Consider the following 24,502-nt stretch of genomic DNA (forward strand, 5'->3'; position numbering starts at 1 on the left):
ATGCGTCGCAGCGCCCGAGGGGGGGAGGGAGAGGGAAGCGCCTCAGAAGAAGCCGAGCTTCTTCGGGCTGTAGCTGACCAGCATGTTCTTGGTCTGCTGGTAGTGGTCGAGCATCATGCGATGGTTTTCGCGCCCGATGCCCGACTGCTTGTAGCCGCCGAACGCCGCGTGCGCGGGATAGGCGTGGTAGCAGTTGGTCCACACGCGCCCGGCCTTGATCGCCCGGCCGAAGCGGTAGCAAGTGTTGGCATCGCGGCTCCACACGCCCGCGCCGAGGCCATAGAGCGTGTCGTTGGCGAGGTTAAGCGCCTCGTCATGGTCCTTGAACGTCGTGACCGAGAGGACCGGACCGAAGATCTCCTCCTGAAAGATGCGCATCCGGTTGTTGCCCCGGAACACGGTCGGCTTGACGTAATATCCGTCCGCGATCTCACCCTCGAACCGTGCCGCCTCGCCGCCGGTCAGCAGCTCGGCACCTTCCTGCTTGCCGATGGCGATGTAGGAGAGGATCTTCTCCTGCTGCTCGGACGAGGCCTGCGCCCCGATCATCGTTTCCATATCGAGCGGGTTGCCCGCCTTGATCGCTTCGACGCGCTGGATCGCCCGTTCCATGAAACGCTCGTAAATGCTCTCATGCACCAGCGCGCGGCTGGGGCAGGTGCAGACCTCCCCCTGATTGAGCGCGAACATCACGAGGCCTTCGATCGCCTTGTCGAGATAGTCGTCGTCCTCGCGGCACACGTCCTCGAAGAAGATGTTGGGGCTCTTGCCGCCCAGTTCCAGCGTGACCGGAATCAGGTTTTCGGTCGCATATTGCATGATCAGGCGGCCGGTGCTCGTCTCGCCGGTAAAGGCGATCTTGGCGATCCGGCTGCTGCTGGCGAGCGGCTTGCCCGCTTCCACGCCAAAGCCGTTGACCACATTGACCACGCCGGCCGGCAGCAGGTCGCCAATCAGCTCCATCAGCACCATGATCGAGGCCGGGGTCTGCTCGGCCGGTTTGAGCACCACGCAGTTGCCCGCCGCCAGCGCCGGGGCGAGCTTCCACACCGCCATCAGAATCGGGAAGTTCCACGGAATGATCTGGCCGACCACGCCCAGCGGCTCATGGAAATGGTAAGCGACCGTATCGTGGTCGATTTCCGAAATGCCGCCTTCCTGCGCGCGGATGCAGCCCGCGAAATAGCGAAAGTGGTCGATCGCGAGCGGGATGTCGGCGGCCATGGTCTCGCGCAGCGGCTTGCCGTTGTCCCAGGTCTCGGCGATCGCGATCTGTTCGAGGTTCTCCTCCATCCGGTCGGCGATGCGGTTGAGGATCAGCGCCCGCTCGCCCGCGCTGGTGCGGCCCCAGGCGTCTTTCGCGGCATGGGCGGCGTCGAGCGCGGCTTCGATGTCCGCCGCCTGACTGCGCGCGACCTTGCCAACCGGCTTGCCGGTGATCGACGAGACATTGTCGAAATAGCGCCCGTCTTTGGGCGCGACCCATTGGCCGCCGATGAAGTTGTCGTAACGCTCCGCGAACGGGGCGGTCATCGATGCGGCGGGGCTGGTTTGCATGTCCATCAGTTGATCCTCTCGAATTTGCCGGGTGCTCCCGGTCGTGAGGATGATGGTTCCTTGAAAAGGCCCCGCTGCAAAGGGCGGGGGGGCGGATCGTCGGCGCAACTGTCTCGCTATCGAGACAGTTCTGGAGCAAGCTGTGTCAGCCGCGTGCCAGCCCCACCTTTTCCATCCGCCGATACAGCGTCGCACGCCCGATGCCGAGCGCCTTTGCCGCCCGTGTGGCATTGCCATCGGCCTGCGCCAGCGCGCGCCGCAGCACCGCACGCTCCGAGTCGCGGAACGATGCGGAGTCCTCTCCGCCGAGGATCTCCGCCGCGCTGCGCGATCCGGTCAGGCAGTCGTCCGACAGGTTGAGGCGATGGCGTGCGGCATAGGTCGCGCCGATCACCAGATCGTCCCGGTCGACCGCCAGCAACGCCGCATCGCCGCCCGGCAGGTTGGCATCGATGATCCGGTGCCCTTCGAAGAACTTGCGGAACACGCCGCTTTCGATCCTGCGCGCGGCATCCTGCACGATCTTCTGGACCAGCGCGCCCATCGCCGCGCTGTGATCGTCGCGGCAATTGGAGATGTCGAGCGCGCCCACCAGCCGTCCCGCCGCATCGCGCACCGGCGCGTCCATGCAGCTGATGCCGATATTGCGGGAGGCGAAATGTTCGTCGCGGTGGATCGTGACCGGCCGCCCTTCGACAAGACAGGTGCCGATCCCGTTGGTCCCTTCGCGGCTTTCGCTCCACACGCCGCCCGGCGTCAGCCCGACCTGGTCGAACATTGCCCGGTCGCCCGTCTGGCTTCGCGATTCGAGGATGACACCGTCCTTGTCCGACAGCATGACCGCGCAGCCGGTGGCGGCGACGGTCTGGAACAGCTGGTCGAGCAGCGGCCGCGCCACCTCCAGCATCAGGCCGTGGCGTTCGCGCCGCTGCGTAAGCTCGCTGCCGGAAACAAGTTCCCGCCCCTGATCGGCCCCCGCATCGAGCCCGTACTTGAGGCCCGAACGACACCAGCTGGCCGCAACAAACGATTGCGCGGCGCTGGAAGAAGAGTGCAGGACCTTCTCGACCGAGTCTTCGTGCTCGACTGCCATGGCGCACACGTACCGCATTTCGATCGCCTTGGCGACTTATGACGTTGTCATGAACCTCGGATAGGGCGGAGGAATGGGGTTCGAGTGCGCCCCCATATCTTCATGGTGCCGCTGCCCCTACCTAGAACCGCACTTCGACATGCACGTCCACCGTATGGCTGCGCTGTGATTGCGACCCGATGGTGGTGCGGTAGCCCGTCCCGATTTTCCAGCCACCAGCCATTTGCAGATCGAGCAGCAGGCTGACTTCGAGATTGTGCCGCGTGGTGCGTCCGACGAGGGTCGAATAGGTCCGCGACCCGAAGTCGGCATAGCTCAGCATCATGCTCGAACGACCAGCGAAGTCGTAACCGTATTCTCCGCGCAGTTCGGGCCGCAGCAGGCCGATCGGCAATTCTATCGTGTCGTACGCCCGCAGCCCCAGATTGGCGGAGAGATTGTCCACCCGCTGGTCGCCATAGGCGAGGCTGTAGGCACCGGCGTCGAATTCCGTGAACCCCTCGACCCGCGAACGGGAGAATTCGATCCGCCCGTAAGGCGACACCATCCAGCCATCGTCGCGCAATTCGTAGGCGAAGGTGAGCGAGCCGAACAGCTGGGTGCCGCCGACGTCTGCGGTCGCGATCCCCCCTGTCGGCGTCACGAAGCGGACCGACTGGAAGTCGAGAATGCTGCCGCCGAGCAGACCATCGATGAACAGGTTCGGCGCCGGCGTGTAGCTGCCGTAGAGCGACATGCTGTAGGCAGTGCCACGGCTCAGACTGCCGTTCGCCCCGATCTCCGTGCGATCGCGACCATACCCGGCACCCACGCCGCCGACGAAACTGTCCGAGAAGCGATAATCGATACCCGTGCTCACCCCGATCATGGTCGAGTCCAGATCGAGCATCCCGCCGCTATCCTCCGCGAAATTGACGAACCCGTTCGACCACACGGCAAAGGGCATGTCCTGCGCGCTCTCGCCAGCCGATCGACCCGATCCCGGGGCATGGGTCTCCGGCACCGCAGACTGCCTCCCCTCAGGCGCGAAGCGCGTCGGAAGCAGGTCCGCAAAATCGGTCTGACTGGCCAGGTTGTCGCTGCTGTTCAGACCAAAAATATCCCCCTGTCGCGTGCGCGGCGCGGCACGCTGATAGGCCATCCTCACATCCATGCTCCACGCGCGCCGCTCGCCCTCGGTGTGAAGCTGTTCGAGACGGCGCCCGAAATTGCGCTGCTGATTGTGGGCGAACCGCCGGGCAGCCTCTGCCCGGGCATCGATCAGGCCGGCGACCTCGCCATCGGTGGAGGGATCGGGCCGGTCGAATGCGGCACGCGTCACCGCAACAATGTAGCTCCGCGTGGTGCTATCGGCAGCGGTCACTACGACCGCGATCCAGGTGGTTCCGACCGGCAGCGCCACCGGAGCGCTCGCGCTACCCGTCGCGACGGTTTTTCCTGCAACCGTCACGCTCGCTCCGGCATCGGAGGTGACGGGCGTCAATGCGACCGCCTCGACCTCGTTGGGCACGAGCACCGTATAGTCGGTCCGATCCGGATCGAACGCCGGGCTCAATGTTCCCTGGCTGATCGCCAGAGCGGATAGCCGGGCGTCGCTTGAGGCGGCACGGGTGACCACCACGGTGTAGGCTTGGCTGGTGCCGTCTGCAGCGGTCACCACCACCGCGATAGGCGTCGTCCCGACAGGGATCGCGACAGGTGCGCTCTCGCTGCCCGAAGCGACCGCGCTACCCGCGACGGTGACTGTCGCCCCGGCGTCGGAAACAGTCGGAGTGAACGTGATCGTCTCGACATCGCTGCCGAGGGTCACCGTGTAGCCTAGCTGCGCTGGATCGAAGGCCGGACTGAGCGTCCCGTCGCTTACCGACAGAGCAGACAGGCGAGAATCGCTGGAGGCGGCCCGCGTGACCACCACGGTGTAGGTCTGGGTGGTGCCGTTGGCAGCAGTCACCACCACCGCGATCGAGGTCGCACCCACTGGCAGCGCCAACGGCGCGCTCGCGCTGCCCGAGGCCACCGCGTTGCCCGCGATGGTCACCGTCGCGCCGGCGTCGTAGACAGTCGGCGTCAGCACAATCGTGGCGACATCATTGCCGACGGCCACCGTATAGCTGGTTTGCGCCGGATCGAACGCCGGACTCAGCGCGCCCGCGCTTACCGCCAGCCCGGACAGGCGGGCATCGCTGGAAGCGGCGCGGGTGACCGCAATCGAATATTCCTGCCGAGTGCCATCGGCCGCCAGGACGACAATCGAAACGGACGTCGTCCCCACGCCCAGCTCGACCGGTGCACTCGCGCCGCCCGATGCTGTTGCGGCACCGTTCACGGTGATCGTGGCTCCGGCATCCGACGCGGTCGGCGTCAGAGTTATCCTCTCGACTGCATTGCCGACGGCAAGAGTGTAGCTCGCCTGCCCAGGATCGAACGCAGGACTCAGCGCTCCCTCGCTTACCGACAGCGCGGACAGTCGAGCATCGCCCGTTTCAGCGCGCGTCACCGCAACAGTGTAGCTCTGGGTGGTACCATCAGCAGCGGTCACGACGACCGGGATCGAGGTGGTTCCGACCGGCAGCGCCACCGGAGCGCTGGCAGTGCCAGAGGCAACCGCATTGCCCGCAACCGTGATTGTCGCGTCGGCGGCGGCTGCGGTCGGGGTCAGCGTAATCGTGGTGACATCGTTGCCTACCGCAACCGTGTAGCTCGCCTGCGCCGGATCGAATGCGGGGCTCAACGTCCCCGCGCTCACCGCCAGGGCAGACAGCCGGGCATCGCCGGAAATGTAGGTGTAGCCATTGGCAAGCGTTGCCGCGCCGCCGGGTGTCGTGACAACGACGTCGACGCTGCCTGCCGCATGGGCTGGCGTCAGCACGTCGATCCGCGTGCTGCTTGCAACGGTAAACGCGTTTGCGTCTGCACCTCCGAAGGTCACGCTGCTCACCTCCAGAAAACCCGTGCCGGTGATCGTAACCGCCTTGTTGCCGGGAGTCGGGCCTTCATCCGGCGCGACCCCGGTGATCGTGGGCTCGGGCATCACGCCGGTTGCGTAAATGCTGTAGCTGAAGGAGGGCGTTGCGGGATCGTCGCTCTCAATCGTGATCGTCGTGGTCACGCGGCCGCCGGTTTCCGGGGTAAAACCGATCTCGAACTCGTAGGAACCACGCGGAGCGATCGTCCTTGAGGATGCGCTCTGCATCGTGAACCCGGCGGCGGACGTCACCGTAATGGCCGAGACGGTGAGATCGGCATCTCCCTCGTTGAAGATCAGGAAGCGACGCGATGCCGAGGAGCCGACGATCACCTGCCCGAAATCGGTACCCGCTGTCGCCGATGTCGCACCATTGGCGATCGGCTGGACACCATCGCTGGTCGAATAGACACCGATCGTCGGCGGCCCCGCGCGGGTTACTGCCACGGTATATTGCCGCGTACTGCCATCGGCGGCAGTCACCACCACAGCAATCGAGGTCGTCCCGAGCGACAGGGCTACCGGCGCACTCGCGGTGCCCGAGGCGACCGGATTGCCAGCAACGGTAATAGTGGAGGCTGTGTCCGATGCGGTCGGGCTGAGCGTGATCGAAGCGATCGCGTTGCCCACCGTCACTGCGAAGTCCGTCTGTGCGGGGTCGAAGGCCGGCGTCAGCGTGCCCTCGCTTACCGTAAGGCCCGACAGTGCCGCATCTGCCGAGAGGTAACGATAGGCGTCGGTAGCGGTGGCCGCTCCGCCCGGCGAGGTGACGACGACATCGGCAGTGCCCACTGCATGCGCCGGGGTCGTCGCGTCGATCCGCGTGTCGCTGACCACGGTAAACGCGTCTGCATCCACCCCTGCGAAGGTGACGCTGTTTACGGTGAGGAAGCCCGTGCCGGTGATCGCGACACTCGTTCCGCCGGAGGTCGGGCCCTGGGAGGGCGTGACCTCCGTGATCGTGGGAAGCGGCGCTGCGGCGCTAGCGTACAGCATGTAGGTGAAGGAGGGCGTGGCAGGATCGTTGCTCGAAACGGCGATCGTCGCGGTAAAACTTCCCGCAGTCTCCGGCGCGAAACGGATGTCGAATTCGTAGGTGCCGCCCGGTGTGATCGTCCGCGACGGCGCGGCCTGCACGACAAATCCCGCCCCCGGGGTCGCGGTGACACCCGAGATCACCAGATCGGCATTTCCGCTATTGCTGATCAAGAACCTGCGCGAGGCAGAGGAGCCGACCATAACCTGCCCGTAATCGGTCCCCGACGTCGCCGAGGTCGAGCCGTCGGTGAGCGGCTGGACACCACCGACGGTCGAATAGACGCCGATCGTCGGCGGCGCGGCGCGCGTCACCGCCACGGTGTAGCTGCGGGTGGCACCGTTCCCTGCCCTCACCACCACCGCGATCGAGTTCGTGCCCATATTCAATGCGACCGGCGCGCTGGCACTGCCCGAGGCGACCGGACTGCCCGCCACGGTCACCGTCGCCCCGGCATCGGAGGCGGTGGGCGTTATGCGGATGGAATCGACCGCAGTGCCGACCGCTACCGAGTAGCTGGTCTGGGCTGCATCGAAAGCTGGCGACAAGGTCCCCTCGCTCACCGCCAGACCCGACAGCGTCGCATCGCTCGATGCCGCGCGGGTCACGGTAATGGTGTATTGCAGTATAGTGCTATCCGCCGCGGTGACGACAACCGGGATCGGATTGCTGCCGGCGGACAGCGGTACCGGCACGCTCGCACTGCCAGAGGCGACCACATTGCCAGCCACGCTGATCGTGGCACCGGCATCCGAAGCGGTCGGAGTCACTCTTATTGAAGCGACCGAACTGCCGACATCGGCAAGATAGTTCGTGTTGAACGGACTGAAGGCGGGCTGAAGCGTTCCCTCGCTCAGCGTCAGGGCCGAGAGGGTGGCATCGCTCGACGCCACTCGCGTCACTGCCACGCTGTATTGCCGTGTCGTGCCATTGGCAGCGGTTACCACCACCGCGATCGGGGTGGTGCCGACCGGCAGAGCGACAGGCGCGCTCGCGCTGCCCGAAGCGACCGCATTGCCCGCGACCGTCACGCTCGCTCCGGCATCGGAAACCCTCGGCGTCAGCGTGATCGTGTCGACCCCGTTGCCGACCGAAACCGCATAGCTCAGCTGCGCCGGGTCGAATGCCGGGGACAAAGCGCCAGCGCTCGGCACGAGGCTGGCAAGCGTCGCATCGCTCGACGGGGCGCGTGTTACCGCCACGGTATATTCGCGCGTGCTGCCGTCGGCCGCCGTGACGAGCACCGCGATCGCAGTCGTCCCCGCGCCCAGCGCCACCGGCGCGCTGGCGCTGCCGGAGCCGGTGATTGAGCCGGCAACCCTGATCGTCGCGCCCGCGTCCGAAGCGGTCGGCGTCAGGTTTATCGAGGTGACCGAATTGGCCACCGCAACCGAATAGCCAAGCTGGGCCACATCGAATGCGGGCGACAGTGCCCCCTCGCTCACAGTGAGCCCGGAGAGCCTCGCATCGTTCGAGGGCGCGCGCGTCACTGCCAGCGAATAGAGGCGGCTTGAACCGTCCGCAGCAGTCACCCGGACCGTGATCGACGTTACGCCAACCGGCAACGCGACCGACGCGCTCGCGCTGCCGGAAGTAACGGCATTGCCATTGACGGTGATCGTTGCACCCGCATCGCTCGCCGTCGGGGTGAGCGTGAAGGTGTCGACCGAATGTGCGACCTGCACACTATAGTTCTGCCCGGTTGGGTCGAACGCGGGCGACAGCGCCCCATCGCTCGGCACAAGGCTCGCCAGAGACGCGTCGCCGGAAAGGAAGGTGTAGGCACCGCTGGCGGTCGCAGTTCCGCCCGGCGAGGTGACCGCCACATCCACCACGCCCGCCGCATGCGCGGGTGTCGTCGCCTGGATCGTGGTATCGCTGGCGATGGTGAAAGCGCTCGCATTGGTGCCGCCGAACGTCACGCTCTGCGCGGTCAGGAACCCCGTGCCGTTGATGGTGACGCTGGCCCCGCCACCGGCCACGCCCTTGACCGGCGAGAGCGAGCCGATCGTGGGCACCGGCGCGGCTGCGGTGGCGTGGATCGCGAAGCTGAAGGTCGGTGTGTTCGGATCGTCGCTGGCGATCAAGACGACTGGATCGACGGTGCCCGTGGTGGTCGGCCTGAAGGGTATCGTCAGCTGATAGATCCCGCCGGGCTGAATCGTTTGCGAGGTAATCGCTGGAACCGTGAAGCCGTCGGAGGGCGTGACGGAGAGACCGGTCAGCGTCAGCGGAGCCCCGCCGGCATTATTGACCACGAAGATGCGCGTGCCCTGCCCGCCGATATTGACCTGACCGTAATCTGTGCCGGGCGTTGCAGCAGTGCTGCCATTGGCGACGACCGCCTGGCCGCCGGTCATGGAAAAGACCTTGATCGTCGGCGGCGCGGCGCGCGTGACCGGAACGCTGTAGACGCGCGAGGCACCATTGGCGGCAGTTACCCTGATCGTGACCGGGGTGGTGCCGACCACGAGGGAAATCGGCGCGCTCGCGCTGCCGGATGCTGTCGCGATGCCGTTCACCGTGATCGTCGCGCCAACACCCGCCGCGGTCGGCGTCACGGTAATGGTGTCGACGTCGTTCGCGACCCTCACCGTATAGTTGCCCTGCGCGGGATCGAAGGCTGGCGTCAGCGTGCCCGCGCTGACCGAGAGCCCCGCAAGCGTGGCATCGCTGGACGGCGCGCGGGTGACGGTGACCGTATATTGCCGGGTCGTGCCATCGGGGGCGGTCACTTCGACCACGATCGCGTTCTGACCCGCCGACAGTGCAACCGGGCCGCTCGCCTGCGCCGACGCGACAGCCGCGCCTGCCACCGTGATCGTGGCCCCGGCATCCGCAGCGGTCGGCGTCAGCGCGATCGTCGCGACAGCCTCGCCAACCGCCACCGTATAACCCGTTTGGGCAGGGTCGAATGCAGGGCTCAGCGTCCCCTCGCTGACCGACAGCGACGACAGCGTTGCATCGCTCGAGCCGAGGTAGGCGTAGCCGCCGGTGGCGGTCGCCGCTCCGCCGGCGGTGGTCACCACCACATCGACGGCACCCGCCGCGTGGGGCGGAGAGACCGCATCGATCCTGGTGTCGCTCGCCACGGTAAAGCTCGCCGCGTCGATCCCGTCGAACGTGACGCCTTGCGTCGTCAGAAACCCGGTGCCGGTGATCGCCACACTCGTGCCGCCGGCCTGGTCGCCCTCGTCCGGGGCAATCGTGCCGATCGTTGGCACCGGCACGGTCGCCGACCCTGTCATGCCGAAAGTAAACAGCGGCGTGTTCGGATCATTGCTCGCGATCGAAACCGTGGTCGGGAAACTGCCTTCGGCCTTGGGTTCGAAGAACACCTCGAAGCCTTTGAAGGCCCCGGCCCGAACCGTGCCCGATGATCCTGACGACAACCGGTACCCATCGCCGGGCGAGATGGAAGTGGCGAAGGTCAGGTCGACATTGCCCGAATTGTACACGATGAACTGCAGGTTGGCCGAGGCGCCGACATCGATCGTGCCGAAACTGGTCCTCGCCTCGGCTGCGGCACCATTTGAAAGCGGTAGACCGGAGCGGAAGATATAGATCTCGGGTGCGGGCTCTGCGACGATCCCGCTCACGGTAAAGCTGTACGTCGCGGTGGCCGGATCATTGCTGGCGATCCTCACCACCGCCTTGAATGAACCCGCGACGGCAGGATCCAGACGCACGGTGATCGACGCATTCCCATCCGGAGCGATCGAGCCCGGCGTGGTCCCGACCAGGCTGAAAGCACTGCCGCTGGTATTGTCGACGGTGATCGACGAAATCGCCAGCGCGGCCGCCCCGTCGTTATGCAGCACAAACGTGCCGTCGACCGCGCTGCCCCCGACAACGGCTTCGCCAAACACAGTTCCATCGCCGCTGCTCGGCGAGGTGTCCCCGCTCGCGATGGTTTTGCCACTGCCGGTTACGCGCAGGACGGGCCCCGAGGGCGGGTTGAAGGTCGCGGTGCGGATCTCGGACGGGCGATTGTACCTTCCCGATCCGTCGACCGCGATGTTGGCCGGCACCTGCACGCTGAACTGCCCGGATGCAGACGGGCTCACCGTGACAACGTAATTGGTCCCCGAACCGCTCAGGGTGGCGCTGGCATTCGTGGTGACCAGATCGCCGGCGGTGAACCCGGTGACGGGCGCCGAAAAGGTCACGGTCGCGGTGAAACTATTGCTGCCGGCATCCCTCAGCACGCCCAGCGTTACGGTCGGCCCCGCGGTCGCAATGCCGTCGCCGAACACCTGAAAGCTATAGCTGGGAACGTTCGGATCGTCGCTCGCCACGCTGACCGTCTCCGAGAACGGCCCGCCTCCGTCCGGATCGAACGCGACCGAGATCGTCCTGCTGCCGCCTGCCCCGATCACCCCGGTATTGTCCTGGGGAATCCGGAACACACTGCCCGGAGACACCGACACGTCGGTGATGGTCAGCGGAGCGTCACCGGGATTGTAGAGCAGGAAATATCGCAGGAGCTGACCGCCCGACTCCTCGACAGCCCCGAAATCGGTCGCCACGGTTCGCGTCGAGGAGCCGTTGGGAACGGCGACGGACGAGCCCTCGACCATGCCGTAAACCTGCAGCGCGGGCTGCGCCGCGGCGGCGGCAGGCAGAAACAGCGCAAGCGCCGCGATGATGACGGTGAGGATCGAGCCTCGGCGCGCCGGAGCGTTCGGCGTGAAGGCGCGCGGAAGCGATTGGCTGAGCTTGTGCAGTCTCGCCCAGACATGCCACCCGGCGCGACCCCAGCCGTGCCTTGCGCGTGTTCCCGATGCCACTTTTCCCACCCCTACAACGCGATCAATGCCGGGGCTCGATCGGCGTCACGTCCCCTGACGACCGATCCGCGTCTCTCCGGATTGAACCAGTTGGCTGGCGGTTTAAGATTTCGGTAAGGACCGAACCATCTACGGATCCATTGATATTCGGTCGATTTGGCCTCTGCTATGGTCCTGTTCGGAACCCGGACTGTTCCCTTTTGGAACGATCCTGCACGCCCCCGCCCGTCCCAAGCGACCGCACGGCCGATCGGGGATAAGGAAACCAGACGGTGAAGCAGCAATCGAATCCTCCAATGTCGGCAGAGGCTGCGTGACGGATAGGCCGGTCGAGATGGTGTCGGCGACGGTCGACGTCGTTATCGTCGAGGATCGACGGGAAACCGCCGACCGCTTGGCGCGGGCGGTGCTGCAGCTTGCTCAGGTGCGGACATGTTCGATCGCGCGATCGGTGCGCGAAGGGCTGTTCGAACTCTCACAAATAAAACCGCGTGCAATTCTCGTCGATCTCGGCCTGCCGGACGGCTCCGGCGTGGAGATCATCCGCGCCGCTCAGGCAGCCGACTGGCCGTGCGACAGTCTGGTCGTAACCGTATTCGCCGATGAGGATCGCGTGATCGAAGCGATTGCGGCGGGCGCGACCGGCTACATCCTCAAGAACGACCGGCCCGAGGAGGTCGGGCGCAATCTGCTGACCGTTCTGGAAGGCGGCAGCCCGATCAGCCCCCAGATCGCGCGCTATCTGCTCAATCTCGTCCCGCAGCCGGAGGAGCCGAAGGACGATGGGCTGGAAATCAGGCTGACCGCGCGCGAGAAGGATATTCTCCGGCTGATCGCCCATGGCTTCAAACGGCAGGAAGTCGCCGACAAGCTCAACATCACGGTCGGCACCGTCGGCACCCACATCAACAACGTCTACCGCAAGCTTGAAGTCGGCTCGAACACTCAGGCCGTGGCCACCGCAAACCGCCTCGGCCTGTTTTGAAAGAGCTGCTGAGCGAAAGGGGCGAGGTCGAAACTGCGCCACGCGGGGCGTTGCACACGTTCGCCCTCCTCCTCGCGATCCCGCTTTTCATCGGCGCGCTGACCACGCTGATCCAGCTGCTGGCGATCAATCCCTATCCCGAAATGACGCGGGGCGAGCGCCTCGACAGCGCCGAAATGTGCCTTCAGCACGCGGACGCGCAGGAGCCCGACTGTCAGGATTTTACGCCCGTCACGCTCCCCCATGTCACCACGCTGGAGCGCGATACGACGGTGGTGGGTGCCCACTATCGACTCACCTTCGACAGGCCTGCCAGCGAAGACCTGCAGGCCTTCGTCGCCCCGCGGGTGACCGATCATGCGCGGATCGAAGTCAACGGCATCAGGATGTCGCCCAACTCCGAGCCGGATGGCCCGCTGTGGCACGACTGGAACAGGCCGATTTACGGTGCTCTGCCGGAGCCGGTGCTGCGCCCAGGGAGCAACCGGATCGACATTACCCTGACGCAATCGGATATCGGCCGACTGGCGCTCTACCCCGTCTATGTCGGGGAAGCGGACGCGATCCGGCTGACCTGGCTGAGCCGCTTCGCCTTCAGGACCGGCATGGTCCGCATGAACATCGGTCTGGCCGCCATTCTCGGGGGCGCGTTCTTCGCACTCTGGCGAATGAACCGCCGGGGACAGGGGTTGGGCTGGCTCCCCCTGGCAATGGCGGGCGCGACCATTTTCGGCTGGCAACTCGCCTACCCCAACATGACCCCGCCGGGGCTTTGGTGGAGATTTGCCTCGATCCTGTCGATGCACGGGACCGCCTATTGCCTCTACATGTTCCTGCGCGACTTCTTTCAGGAACGCTCGAGGCTGGCGTTCATGGCGGTGCACGGCACCATGGCCGTCGGTCTGGCGATCCTGCTTGCAGGGCAGCCGGTTGCCGGGATCAGCGCCACCGGCGCGAGTTTCATCGGCGTCGCGATCGCGATAATCTGCATTCTCTGGATCCTGATAACGACGCCGCTCATCGCGCGCGCAGACCGGATCGCGCTGGTCCTGCTGTTCGGCCTCTCGGCAAGTTGCGCGGTGACCGCCTGGCTCGACTCCTTCCTGGTCCGTCAGGTCGTCCGGCTGCCGCTGGGTCAGGTCGCAGTGACGCTCCTGTTCGCCGGGATCAGCTGGACGCTGGTGCAATGGCTGGTCGAGATCAAACGCCAGCGCGACCGGCTCAGCGAGTCGCTGAGGGATCAGGTGCGCGCCAAGTCGGCCGAGCTGGACGAGATGTATCGTGCGCTTGGCCGGCAGAAGGAAAAGCAGGTCGTTGCCCAGGAACGCCAGCGGATCATGCTCGATCTGCATGACGGGATCGGCGGGCAACTGGTCAACACGCTCGCCTATCTCGAGAATTCCGGAAGGGACGATCCCGTGCTGCGCAACGCGCTGGAGGATGCGCTGGGCGACATGGCGCTGATGATCGACAGCCTCCACTCAGACTTGGAGATATCCGCCGCGCTGGGGATGATCCGCAACCGGCTGGAACCGCTGCTCGATCGGCACCATGCCCGCTTCGAATGGAAGGTCGAAGGCGATCCCCGGTTCGACGTTCCGACCCGCTCCAACGTCCTCGGGATGATGCGTATCGTGCAGGAAGCGATCACCAATGCGGTCAAGCACTCGGGGGCCGACGTCATCACGGTGCAGACCGGCGAGCGGGATATCTGGATCACCGACAATGGCCAGGGCTTCGATCCGGACGTCGAGGCCGATCGCCACCCCTCCGAAAACGGGCTGGGCCTGAAAGGCATGCGGCAGCGGTCCTCAGACATCGGTATTTCGCTGGAAATCGACACCTCGGACAAGGGCACATCGGTCCACCTGTTCTGGTGATTGCCGGTTGTCGATGAGCCCCTGGGCACGGCGCATCCGCGCGATATCCACCGGCAGAGTGCGATCAGCAAACAGAACTGTCGCTAGGCTGAGTGGCGGAGAGGGTGGGATTCGAACCCACGGTACGGTTGCCCGTACACCGCATTTCGAGTGCGGCGCATTCGACCTCTCTGCCACCTCTCCGCAAAAAAGGGGTGCACGGCAGCGCAGGCAATGCGCGTGCCGGAGGGCCGGGAGGGCGCAGCTAGCCTAATGCGCGGGCGCTGCCAAGCCCCTCTTGCTACGCACCTGTATGAAGCCCGATTCTCGCCCGGCGCACCGCTGCCCATTGTGCCGCGCCCCCCGGACATCTATCTTGTCACGAATGCCGCTTTCGCAGTTCTTTTCCCACCAGGCCGGCCGCCAGATCGAAGTGCCGTTCAAGCGCCAGGCGCGCTTTGGCGTCGGCGACGTGGTGCGCCACAAAATGTTCGATTTCCGGGGCGTGGTGTTCGACATCGACCCAACCTTCGCCAACAGCGAGGAATGGTACGAGGCGATTCCCGAACAGATTCGCCCCGAACGCGATCAGCCGTACTACCACCTCTTCGCCGAGAGCGACGATGCGTATTACGTCGCCTATGTCAGCCAGCAGAACCTTGTCGGCGATGGAACGGGCGGCCCGGTCGACCATCCCAATATCGACGAGATGTTCGATGAATTCGCCGACGGCCGATACCAGATGCGCCGGGGCATGACCCACTGAGGCTGGAGCGCCGGAGGATCAGCCCTCCGGCCCGCCTTCCTTCAGCCGGATCGCGCGACCGGCTACTGCCGGATCTTCCACCCCGACTTGAGCAGCGCGAAGGTCGCCAGCGCGAGCACCGCGTTGAGCACGAGCAGACCGCCCGCCGCCATCCACACATCGCCAGCCGTACCGCCGCCAATGTCGGTCTGCCCGATAAAGCCATAGCGGAAGCCCGAGATCACGTAGAAGAACGGGTTGAAGTGGCTGATCGTATAGAACGGCTCATGCAGCCGATCGAGCGTGTAGAACGTGCCCGACAGCAGGCTGAGCGGGGCGACCACGAAATTGGTCACCGCAGCGTTATGATCGAACTTCTCCGCCCAGATCGACGCCATCAGGCCGAAGAACCCGAGCATCAGCGCTCCCATCAGCCCGAACCAGACGATCGCCCAGGCGTGCGACAGCATCAGCTTCGCGCCGGGATAGATGAACACCGCCAGCGCCACCGCGCAGCCGACCAGCACCGCACGGGTTACCGCCGCACCGACGATCCCGGCCAGCAGCTCGCCATGCGAAAGCGGCGGCATCAGCAGGTCGATGATGGTCCCCTGGATTTTGCCCGACAGGAAGCTGAAGCTAGAATTGGCGAAGCTGTTCTGCATCATCGCCATCACGATCAGGCCCGGCGCAAGGAAGCTCTCGAACGGCACGCCCAGGATCTCGCGACCGCCCCGCCCCAGCGCGACGGAGAAGATCACCAGGAACAGCAGCGTGGTGAAGGCCGGTGCCCACACGGTCTGCGTCTGCACCTTGAAGAAGCGCCGCACCTCTTTGAGATACAGGCTCCACAGGCCGATCGTGTTTATCCCGTGGATCTTCGGCTCGCCCCATCCGGGCAAATTGTCGGGCGCCGCGCGGGCTGCGGCGAGGCTCTGTTGTGCGGGCGGTGCTTGATCGCTCATGCTGCGCGGCCTAAGCGCTGGCGAAACGGGTGGCAACCCACGGCCCGGATACCTAAGTTGCCTGTCTGGGCACAAAGCAGATGGATTTTCGATGAGTTGGACTGAAGAGCGCACCGCGACCCTCAAGCGCATGTGGGAAGGCGGCTCTACCGCGACCGAGATCGCCAAGGAACTGGGCGAGGTTTCGCGCAATGCGGTGATCGGCAAGGCGCACCGCCTGGGGCTGAAATCGCGCCCGTCCCCGGTCAAATCCGCGGAAAAGAAGGCCCCTGCAAGCAAGGCCAAGCCTGCGCCCAAGAAGAAGGCGGCTCCCGCGCCCACACCTGCTGCAGCGCCCAAGCCTGCGGCACCAAAGCCCGCCCCCGCGGTGGCGAAGGCGCCCGCGCCCTCGCCAGCCCCCGCCCCCGCCCCCGCACCGGCGCAAGGCCCTGCGGCACCCGCAGCTTCGACAGAGCAGGCCGCGCCGCGCTCCAACATGCCGCGAGTCGTTTCGGTCGGCCCGGGCGGTTTCCTGCGGCAGGGCCCCGGCGACCAGCAGCCGCCGATCCCGCCCGCACCGCCGCGCCGGCTGGTTCCGGCCAAGCCCGATCCGTCGATCGCGGACAAGACCAGCCTGCTCGATCTCAGCGACAAGGTGTGCCGCTGGCCGATGGGCCACCCGGGCGAACCCGATTTCCACTTCTGCGGCGAAGCGGTGAACCCCGGCTTCCCCTATTGCGTCGAGCATTGCGGCCGGGCCTATCAGGCGCAGCTGCCGCGCGGCAGCCGCCGGCCCCCGCCGCCGCTGCCCTATGGCGGCCCGCGCGTTCGCTAATGAAGGCCGCGCATTAGTATCAGATTTCTACAGCCCGGCTTTCGACCAGCGAAAGCCGGGCTGTTTCGCGTCGAACAGGAGGAAACACACATGGCCCTATCGCTTCATCAGGCGATCATTCCCAACTGGCTGCAGGTGCTCGGCGCGGTCGACGGTCTGCTCGACAAGGCCGAGGGCTACGTCGCGGACGGCAAGGCAGGCGAGAAGGAGCTTCTGGAGACGCGCCTGATCGACGACATGCTGCCGCTGGCCTACCAGCTCAAAAGCTGCTGGACGCATACGCACCTCGCGCTCACGGCGGTGCACGAAGGGCACTTCTCGCCCGACATGAACCCCTACCCGGAGGATTTCGCGTCCCTGCGCGAGATGATCGCGACGGCGCGCAAAACCTGCGAGCAGGCGAGCGAGGACGAGCTTGACCAGATCGCCGGAAACGACATGGTGTTCACCGTCGGCGACAAGTTCCGGCTCGACTTCACGGTGCAGGATTTCCTGCTCAGCTTCTCCAATCCGAACGTCTATTTCCATTCGGCGACCGCTTACGACATCCTGCGGATGCAGGGCGTGGAGATCGGGAAACGTGACTATCTGGGCGCATTGCGGATCAGGCAGCCGGGCTGATAGAGAACCCGCCTAGCGCTTTCGCGCAAACCAGATCGTGTGGCGTGGCCCCTTGTTGTTGGGCCGCGCGCGCACTTCGCGCACCTCGACCTCGAACCCGCCATCCTTCAGCCGTGTGGTGAATTTGTGGTCGGGCGCGGCGGACCACACCGCCATGATCCCGCCGGGGTTGAGCGCATCCTTCGCCTTGGCGATGCCGGTGCGCGTGTAGAGCCGGAAATTGCTGTCGACCACGATCCCGTCGGGGCCATTGTCGACGTCGAGCAGGATCGCATCGTACTTGGGGCTAGTGCCGTCATTGGCATCGTCGATCAGGGCCTCGACATTGCACAGGATCACCTCCCCGCGCGGATCGTCGAGGCTCTCTGCGCTCAGATGCGCAAGCGGTCCGCGCGCCCATTCGAGAATTTCGGGCACGAGCTCGGCCACGGTCACGCTGCCGCCCGCCGGCAGGTGCGCGAGCGCAGCGCGGTAGGTAAAGCCCATTCCGAATCCGCCGATCAGGATGCGCGGCTTGCTTGCCTCCAGCTCGGCCAGCGTAAGCACCGCGAGCTGTTCCTCGGAAAACTGCATCCGGGTGCCCATCAGCTCGTCCCGGCCGAGCATGATGATGAAGTCGCGCCCGTGGCTGACGAGGGTCAGCGTCTCCCCGCCGGGGATCTGGGCAGTGGCTATTGTTTCTCGTGGCAGCATGGGCGTTGCGATAAACGCTACCGCGCGCGGGCGATAGGCCGGAACACGGACCCGTCGGGAAAAGTTATCGAGACAACCCCCGAAGGAGAATTCCAATGACCACCACCGCCCGCATCGCCGTCGTCTCCGACGCCGGAGCCGATTTCGCCATCGAGGAGCGCGAGATCGCCGATCCCGGCCCGCACGAGGTGTTGATCGAGCTTGTCGCGACCGGCGTGTGCCACACCGACCTCGCGGTGCAGGCGGGCGACCTGCCGACCAACTACCCCGTCGTCCTCGGCCATGAAGGCGCAGGCAAGGTCGTCGCGACAGGATCGCATGTGACCGATATCGCGAAGGGCGACCACGTCGTCCTCTCCTACGGATCGTGCGGCCATTGCCGCCCCTGCCAGGAGGGCGATCCTGCCTATTGTGCCGACTTCAACCCGCTCAACTTTTTGAACAAGCGACAGGGCGACGATGCGCCGGTGTTCGCCGACGGGCCAAACGCCGCGTTCTTCCAGCAGTCGAGCTTCGCCACTTACTCGATCGCGCACGAGCGCAACGTGGTGAAGATCGACGCTGACGTGGACATCTCGCTGCTCGGCCCGCTGGGCTGCGGCATCCAGACCGGTGCGGGCGCTGTGATGCGGACCGCTCAGCCCAAGGCAGGATCGAGCCTGCTGGTCTCCGGCGTCGGCAGTGTCGGCATGGCGGCCGTGATGGGCGCGAAGGTAGCCGGATGCTCACCGATCATCGCGGTCGATACGAACGAGGACCGGCTGAAGATGGCGAAGGAACTGGGCGCGACCGATACGGTCCACGTGACCAAGGATACCGATGTCGCCGAACAGGTTCGCAAGATCACCGGCGAAGGCGCGGATTACGCGATCGAATGCAGCGGCAACGCGACGGCAGCACGCGGCGCGTGGGAATCGCTCGCCCAGCGCGGGACGATGGTGGTCGTCGGCGCGCCGCCCGCAGGCACGGAATATTCGTTCGACGCCAACGAACAGATTCTCTCGGGCCGCAAGATCGTCGGCTGCGTGGAGGGCGATTCCAAGGTGAAGCAGTTCATCCCGACCTTGGTCGATCTCTACCAGAAGGGGCAGTTCCCGTTCGACAGGCTGGTGAAGCGCTACCCGTTCGACAAGATCAACGAAGCGGTCGCCGACCTGCATGACGGCAAGGTGTTCAAGCCGATCCTCGAAATGGGCTGATCGGGCGACGGACGGCGGTTCGCAACTGGCACGGGCCGCGGGGGCAAAAGCCTTCGCGGTCCTGTGCGTATGTGCGTCAGGCGGCTGAGGCCACGCCGCCGAGCGGCGCGTCGATCTCCAGCCGCGCGACCGTGCCCGGGCCCACGGGCGCTGCGGCCATGGTGAAACGCCCGCCGAGCGATTGCGCCAGCGTGCGTGCGATCTTCAGCCCCAGACTTTCGGCACGCGCCAGGTCGAAGCCTTCGGGCAGCCCCACCCCGTCATCCGCCACGATCACCTCGGTGCCGCCTTCGAAGGGCGCGACCGTCACCACGATCAGCCCACCCTCGCGCGATCCGAAGCCGTGCTCGATGGCATTGTTGAGCGCTTCAGCGACGACCAGCGCGGTGGGGATCGCCTTGTCCGGCGGCAGCACGGTGTCCGCATTGGCGATGAATTCATATCCCAGCCCGGTGCGGCCGGACGCCGCGATCACATCGCGGCAGATCTGGTCGATATAGGCCGCCAGGCTCACCTGTGCGCCCGCAGGATCGTAAAGCTGGCGCTGGATGCGCCCGACGAGGCCCAGCCGCCGCGATGCCTCGTCCAGTGCCGCCCGCGCGCCCTCGTCGGTCATCCGGTTCTTCTGCAGCGAGATGAGCGAACCGACCATCTGCAGGTTGTTGCCGACGCGGTGCTGCAACTCCCTGAAAAGCACCTCGGTATTGTCCTTCAGCGCGATGCTGCGGCAGCGCTCCGCATCGAGATCGCGATTGGCGACCTGCATCCAGTGGATCAGCGCGATGTCGACCGAAACGATGAAGATGTAGAAGCCCAGCGCGAGCGCGGAGTTGAAGTGCAGTTCGAAACTGCCGAAAGGCGCGATGAAGAAGAACCACGCCAGCAGCCCGCACAGCACGGCGCACACCGTCCCCGGCCCCACTCCGAAAAAGAATGCGGTGACGATGACGGCGGGGAAAAAGGTGAGATAGGGGAAGCCGGGCGGCAGCCCGTCGCCGATGACGTATCGGATCGCCCAAGCGGCGAAGGTCAACAGCAAGGCGACGCCATAGCCGATCCACGGGCGATTGCGCGCGAGCGGCAGACGAGAGACGAAACGGCGCGCCGCGCCGGGTGATTTCGGGTTCATCGATTCTTCTGGGACGACGTGCGACACCTCCGGCAAATGCCAGCGCTTCAAGTCGGGCGCAAAGAAAAAAGGCTGCGGAAGCAATGCTCCCGCAGCCTTTTCTATATTCTCTGGCGAGAGACTTAGTCGTCGTCGCGCAGGAAGGCAGGCATGTGCGCGGGGCCGTCGCCACCGCCGTTATCGCCGCCCTTGTCGCCGCCACGGCCGCGACCACCGCCGCCGCCACGGCCGCCACGGCCACCGCGACGATCGCCGCCACGGTCACCACGAGGGCCACGATCACCGCCGCCTTCGCGCTTTTCGCGCGGCGGACGGGTGTCTTCGAGCTCTTCGCCGGTTTCCTGATCGACGACGCGCATCGACAGGCGGACCTTGCCGCGGTTGTCGATCTCGAGGACCTTGACCTTCACTTCCTGGCCTTCGGAGACGACGTCGGTCGGCTTCTCGACCCGCTCGTTCTTCATTTCGGAGACGTGGACGAGGCCGTCCTTGCCACCCATGAAGTTCACGAACGCACCGAAGTCGACGATGTTGACGACCTTGCCGGTGTAGATCTTACCGACTTCGGCTTCCTCGACGATGCCTTCGATCCACTTACGCGCGGCTTCGATTTCGTCGGCATTGCTCGACGAGATCTTGATCACGCCTTCGTCGTCGATGTCGACCTTGGCACCGGTTTCGGCAACGATCTCACGGATCACCTTGCCGCCCGTGCCGATGACGTCGCGGATCTTCGACTTGTCGATCTGCATCGTCTCGATGCGCGGAGCGTGCTTGGAGACGCCCGTACGCGCCGAGCCCAGCGCCTTGGTCATTTCGCCAAGGATGTGCGCGCGGCCGGCCTTCGCCTGCTCGAGCGCCTTGGCCATGATTTCCTGCGTGATGCCGGCAACCTTGATGTCCATCTGCAGCGAGGTGATGCCGCTTTCCGAACCGGCGACCTTGAAGTCCATGTCGCCGAGGTGATCTTCGTCACCCAGGATGTCCGACAGGACGGCGAAGTCGTCGCCTTCGAGGATCAGGCCCATCGCGATGCCCGAGACCGGACGCTCGATCGGAACGCCCGCGTCCATCATGGACAGGCAGCCACCGCAGACCGTCGCCATCGAGGACGAGCCGTTGGACTCGGTGATGTCGGACAGCACGCGGATGGTGTAGGGGAAGTCTTCATGGCTCGGCAGCACGGGGTGCAGCGCGCGCCATGCGAGCTTGCCGTGGCCGATCTCGCGACGGCCGGTGAAGCCGAAGCGACCCACTTCGCCGACCGAATAGGGCGGGAAGTTATAGTGCAGCATGAAGTGGTTGTACGAAAGGCCTTCCAGCCCGTCGATCATCTGCTCGGCATCCTTGGTGCCCAGCGTGGTGGTGCAGATCGCCTGCGTCTCACCGCGCGTGAACAGCGAGGAACCGTGCGTGCGGGGCAGCAGGCCCACGATCGCTTCGATCGGGCGAACCTCGTCGAGCTTGCGCCCGTCGATCCGCTGGCCGTCCTTGAGGATGGCACCGCGAACGATCTCGCTTTCCAGCTTCTTGACCAGCTTGATCGCGGTCATCTTCTGCTGGCCGTCGAACTCTTCGCTCGAATAGTGCGCCTTCACCTTCTCGCGCGCTTCGTTGAGCGCGTCCGAACGGGCGGACTTGTCGGTCAGCTTGTAAGCCTTGGCGATGTCGTCGCCGATCATCTGCTTGATCGCGGACTTCATATCGGCGTGATCGTCGCCCGAGGCGAGTTCCCACGGATCCTTGGCGGCCTGCTCGGCCAGCTCGATGATCGCACCGATGACCTTGCGGCATTCGTCATGCGCAAACATGACCGCGCCGAGCATTTCTTCCTCGGTCAGTTCCTTGGCTTCGGATTCGACCATCATCACCGCGTCGTTGGTCGCGGCGACGACCAGGTCGAGGCGACCTTCGTCGTCCAGAGCGGCGCTCTGGGTCGGGTTCAGCTCGTACTCGCCATTGCGGAAGCCGACGCGTGCCGACGCGATCGGGCCCATGAAGGGCACGCCGCTGATGGTCAGCGCAGCCGAGGCAGCGATCATCGCAACGATATCGGGCTCGGTCTCGCCATCGAAGCTGAGGACCTGCGCGATCACGTTGATTTCGTTATAGAAACCTTCGGGGAACAGCGGCCGCACAGGGCGGTCGATCAGGCGCGAAACCAGCGTTTCCTTTTCGGTCGGACGCGCTTCACGCTTGAAGAAGCCGCCCGGGATGCGCCCGGCGGCCGAGAACTTTTCCTGATAGTTGACGGTAAGGGGGAAGAAATCCTGCCCTTCCTTCACCTTCTTGGCGGCGGTCACGGCGCACAGCACCACGGTTTCGCCATAGGTGGCCAGCACGGCGCCGTCGGCCTGACGGGCAATGCGACCGGTTTCCAGAGTGAGGGTCTTTCCGCCCCACTCCAGACTGACTGTTTTCGTATCGAACATTGATTATCCTTTTGACCCGCCAGCCTTATTGCACGGCGGGGCCTACTGCCGGGGATACCGTCCCGGTCCGGTGCGGGGCTATTCTACGCCCCATTTCCCGCGTCGTGCCGGATTGCACGTGCGCGGATAGACGAAGGGGCAGCCCTTACCGAGCCGCCCCTCCGGAAAACTCTTATTTGCGAAGACCCAGCTTCTGGATCAGCGCGTTGTACCGCTCGACATCCTTCTTCTTGAGGTATGCGAGCAGGTTGCGGCGCTTGTTGACCATCATAAGGAGACCACGACGCGAGTGGTTGTCCTTGTGGTTATCCTTGAAGTGCTCGGTCAGGTTGCGGATCCGTTCGGTCAGGATCGCGACCTGCACTTCGGGACTGCCCGTGTCGTTGTTGCCCTGGGCGTTGTCCTTGATGATTTCCTGCTTGCGCTCGGCGGTAACCGACATTCATTTTACTCCGCGACATCTGGAAAATTGAAACCCCGCACGATTTTCATCGTGCCGCCTTCGATCTCCACCAGCGCCACCGGGACGCTGCCCGATTTCGCGAAATAGAGCCCGTCGGCGTGGGGCAATCCGGAAAGGACCCGGCCCTGGCGGGCCGCCTGCGCTTGCTCCGGATCGAGGGAAAGGGCCGGGATGTCGTCCAGCCCCGCCTCTATCGGCAGGAGTAGGTCTTGAAGCTGCGCGCCGTTACCGATTTCATTGAGTTTGTCCAGCGAAATCGCCTGCTCCTCGGCGAACGGGCCTGCGCGCGTTCTTCTCAGGTAGGTAACGTGCCCCCGCGTGCCAAGGGCCAGCGCGATATCCCGTGCAAGGGACCGGATATAGGTACCCTTGCTGACCGTCGCCTCCAGCGTCACGCTCTCGGCAACTTCGAGCGGGGCGGACGGATCGAACGGGTCCGGGCGGCCGGTGGTGGTCTGGAAGGTGGATTCCAGCGCGCCATCACTCCTCTCCCCTTGCGGGAGAGGATACCAAGGCTCGTGAGCTTGCTCGCTAGCCGGAGTTAGTGAGGGGGACGTCGCGCTATCACCCTCACCTGGCTGCGCTAGGTCGTTTTGCGACCAAGCTTCGCCGTCCTCTCCCGTCAGGGGAGAGGAAAGGCGTAGCGAGTGAATCGTCACCTTGCGCGCCTTCAGCTCGACGTCTTCCCCTGCCCTCGCCAGGTCGTAGGCCCGCTTGCCGTCGACCTTCAGCGCCGAAAAAGCAGGCGGCACCTGCTCGATCGGGCCGGTGAAGCGGTCGAGCACTCCCGCAACCGCAGCCAGCGGCGGGAAGCGGTTCGAGCGCGCCACAACCTCGCCCTCCGTATCGAGCGTGTCGGTCTCCTCCCCGAACTGGATCGTGAAGATATAAGTCTTGGTCGCATCGAGCATCCGGCCCGCCAGCTTGGTCGCCTCGCCCAGCGCGATCGGCAGCACGCCTTCGGCCAGCGGGTCGAGCGTGCCGCCATGGCCGATCTTGGTCTTGGCATAGCCACCTTCGCGCAAGGTTCGCTTCACCGCGCTGACGCCCTGGGTCGAACACATTCCGCGCGGCTTGTCGAGCACGATCCAGCCCGAGGGCGGCATCTTCTTGTCTTTGTCGTTCACGAAACCCCGCCTAGCCAAACCGCGCCGGA

The 24,502-nt window shown here is 65.2% G+C and carries 15 protein-coding genes and 1 tRNA gene; 6 read left to right on the forward strand and 10 right to left on the reverse strand.

All coding sequences use genetic code 11. The features are described 5' to 3' along the window. Positions 1-42 precede the first annotated feature (42 nt). The 3 genes from adh to VO57_013305 form a co-directional block, all read right to left on the reverse strand. Positions 43-1,563, reverse strand: coding sequence for an aldehyde dehydrogenase (gene adh, locus VO57_013295; protein XBL69096.1), 1,521 nt, complete (start codon positions 1,561-1,563; stop codon positions 43-45). 139 nt (positions 1,564-1,702) lie between these two features. Further along, on the reverse strand, positions 1,703-2,650 hold the full coding sequence (locus VO57_013300; protein XBL69097.1) for a GAF domain-containing protein: 948 nt from the start codon (positions 2,648-2,650) through the stop codon (positions 1,703-1,705). A 121-nt stretch (positions 2,651-2,771) separates the two neighbouring features. Next, positions 2,772-11,441: a cadherin-like beta sandwich domain-containing protein gene (locus tag VO57_013305; protein ID XBL69098.1), complete on the reverse strand. Its 8,670-nt coding sequence runs from the start codon at positions 11,439-11,441 to the stop codon at positions 2,772-2,774. Between the two features lie 313 nt (positions 11,442-11,754). Between VO57_013305 and VO57_013310 the strand changes: the two genes are divergently transcribed. Together VO57_013310 and VO57_013315 are read left to right on the forward strand one after the other, a co-directional pair. Beyond that, entirely contained in the window at positions 11,755-12,426 is a 672-nt protein-coding gene (locus tag VO57_013310) for a response regulator transcription factor (GenBank protein ID XBL69099.1), read from the forward strand. Between the two features lie 50 nt (positions 12,427-12,476). Continuing rightward, positions 12,477-14,306: an ATP-binding protein gene (locus VO57_013315; GenBank protein XBL69100.1), complete on the forward strand. Its 1,830-nt coding sequence runs from the start codon at positions 12,477-12,479 to the stop codon at positions 14,304-14,306. A 93-nt stretch (positions 14,307-14,399) separates the two neighbouring features. On the opposite strand, the gene VO57_013320 is transcribed toward VO57_013315, so the two are convergent. After that, positions 14,400-14,489: transfer RNA gene (locus tag VO57_013320), tRNA-Ser, on the reverse strand. Positions 14,490-14,670: 181 nt separating this feature from the next. Between VO57_013320 and hspQ the strand changes: the two genes are divergently transcribed. Continuing rightward, on the forward strand, positions 14,671-15,051 hold the full coding sequence (gene hspQ / locus VO57_013325; protein ID XBL69101.1) for a heat shock protein HspQ: 381 nt from the start codon (positions 14,671-14,673) through the stop codon (positions 15,049-15,051). A gap of 62 nt (positions 15,052-15,113) precedes the next feature. Here the strand turns inward: hspQ and VO57_013330 are convergent, their stop codons facing one another. Next, positions 15,114-15,995 carry an ABC transporter permease gene (locus VO57_013330; GenBank protein ID XBL69102.1) on the reverse strand — a complete coding sequence of 294 codons (882 nt, stop codon included), beginning with the start codon at positions 15,993-15,995 and terminating at the stop codon, positions 15,114-15,116. Positions 15,996-16,086: 91 nt separating this feature from the next. Here VO57_013330 and VO57_013335 point away from each other — a divergent pair, with 91 nt between their 5' ends. Continuing rightward, on the forward strand, positions 16,087-16,809 hold the full coding sequence (locus tag VO57_013335; protein XBL69103.1) for a GcrA family cell cycle regulator: 723 nt from the start codon (positions 16,087-16,089) through the stop codon (positions 16,807-16,809). Positions 16,810-16,899: 90 nt separating this feature from the next. After that, the gene (locus VO57_013340) at positions 16,900-17,430 is read left to right on the forward strand and encodes a DUF1993 domain-containing protein (GenBank protein XBL69104.1); all 531 of its coding nucleotides are present in this window, start codon (positions 16,900-16,902) and stop codon (positions 17,428-17,430) included. A gap of 12 nt (positions 17,431-17,442) precedes the next feature. Here VO57_013340 and VO57_013345 read toward each other — a convergent pair whose 3' ends face one another. Then, the gene (locus tag VO57_013345) at positions 17,443-18,123 is read right to left on the reverse strand and encodes a spermidine synthase (protein ID XBL69105.1); all 681 of its coding nucleotides are present in this window, start codon (positions 18,121-18,123) and stop codon (positions 17,443-17,445) included. 95 nt (positions 18,124-18,218) lie between these two features. Between VO57_013345 and VO57_013350 the strand changes: the two genes are divergently transcribed. After that, on the forward strand, positions 18,219-19,322 hold the full coding sequence (locus VO57_013350; GenBank protein XBL69106.1) for an NAD(P)-dependent alcohol dehydrogenase: 1,104 nt from the start codon (positions 18,219-18,221) through the stop codon (positions 19,320-19,322). A gap of 76 nt (positions 19,323-19,398) precedes the next feature. On the opposite strand, the gene VO57_013355 is transcribed toward VO57_013350, so the two are convergent. From VO57_013355 to truB, 4 genes are all read right to left on the reverse strand, one after another. After that, the gene (locus tag VO57_013355; GenBank protein XBL69107.1) at positions 19,399-20,451 is read right to left on the reverse strand and encodes a histidine kinase dimerization/phosphoacceptor domain -containing protein; all 1,053 of its coding nucleotides are present in this window, start codon (positions 20,449-20,451) and stop codon (positions 19,399-19,401) included. 122 nt (positions 20,452-20,573) lie between these two features. Beyond that, complete coding sequence (pnp, locus tag VO57_013360; protein XBL69108.1) at positions 20,574-22,883, reverse strand: polyribonucleotide nucleotidyltransferase; 2,310 nt, start codon at positions 22,881-22,883, stop codon at positions 20,574-20,576. Between the two features lie 172 nt (positions 22,884-23,055). After that, positions 23,056-23,325: a 30S ribosomal protein S15 gene (gene rpsO, locus VO57_013365; GenBank protein XBL69109.1), complete on the reverse strand. Its 270-nt coding sequence runs from the start codon at positions 23,323-23,325 to the stop codon at positions 23,056-23,058. A gap of 5 nt (positions 23,326-23,330) precedes the next feature. After that, positions 23,331-24,473, reverse strand: a complete 1,143-nt coding sequence (gene truB / locus VO57_013370; GenBank protein XBL69110.1) for a tRNA pseudouridine(55) synthase TruB — start codon at positions 24,471-24,473, stop codon at positions 23,331-23,333. Positions 24,474-24,502 lie beyond the last annotated feature (29 nt).

This window comes from Citromicrobium bathyomarinum, assembly GCA_001306305.2.
Taxonomy (GTDB): Bacteria; Pseudomonadota; Alphaproteobacteria; order Sphingomonadales; family Sphingomonadaceae; genus Alteriqipengyuania; species Alteriqipengyuania bathyomarina.

Coding starts and splice junctions, on each gene's coding strand:
- VO57_013355 (XBL69107.1), bottom strand. CDS start 20,451: ATGAACCCGAAATCACCCGGCGCGGCGCGCCGTTTCGTCTCTCGTCTG.
- VO57_013340 (XBL69104.1), top strand. CDS start 16,900: ATGGCCCTATCGCTTCATCAGGCGATCATTCCCAACTGGCTGCAGGTG.
- VO57_013330 (XBL69102.1), bottom strand. CDS start 15,995: ATGAGCGATCAAGCACCGCCCGCACAACAGAGCCTCGCCGCAGCCCGC.
- rpsO (XBL69109.1), bottom strand. CDS start 23,325: ATGTCGGTTACCGCCGAGCGCAAGCAGGAAATCATCAAGGACAACGCC.
- VO57_013300 (XBL69097.1), bottom strand. CDS start 2,650: ATGGCAGTCGAGCACGAAGACTCGGTCGAGAAGGTCCTGCACTCTTCT.
- VO57_013350 (XBL69106.1), top strand. CDS start 18,219: ATGACCACCACCGCCCGCATCGCCGTCGTCTCCGACGCCGGAGCCGAT.
- pnp (XBL69108.1), bottom strand. CDS start 22,883: ATGTTCGATACGAAAACAGTCAGTCTGGAGTGGGGCGGAAAGACCCTC.
- adh (XBL69096.1), bottom strand. CDS start 1,563: ATGGACATGCAAACCAGCCCCGCCGCATCGATGACCGCCCCGTTCGCG.
- VO57_013335 (XBL69103.1), top strand. CDS start 16,087: ATGAGTTGGACTGAAGAGCGCACCGCGACCCTCAAGCGCATGTGGGAA.
- VO57_013345 (XBL69105.1), bottom strand. CDS start 18,123: ATGCTGCCACGAGAAACAATAGCCACTGCCCAGATCCCCGGCGGGGAG.
- hspQ (XBL69101.1), top strand. CDS start 14,671: ATGCCGCTTTCGCAGTTCTTTTCCCACCAGGCCGGCCGCCAGATCGAA.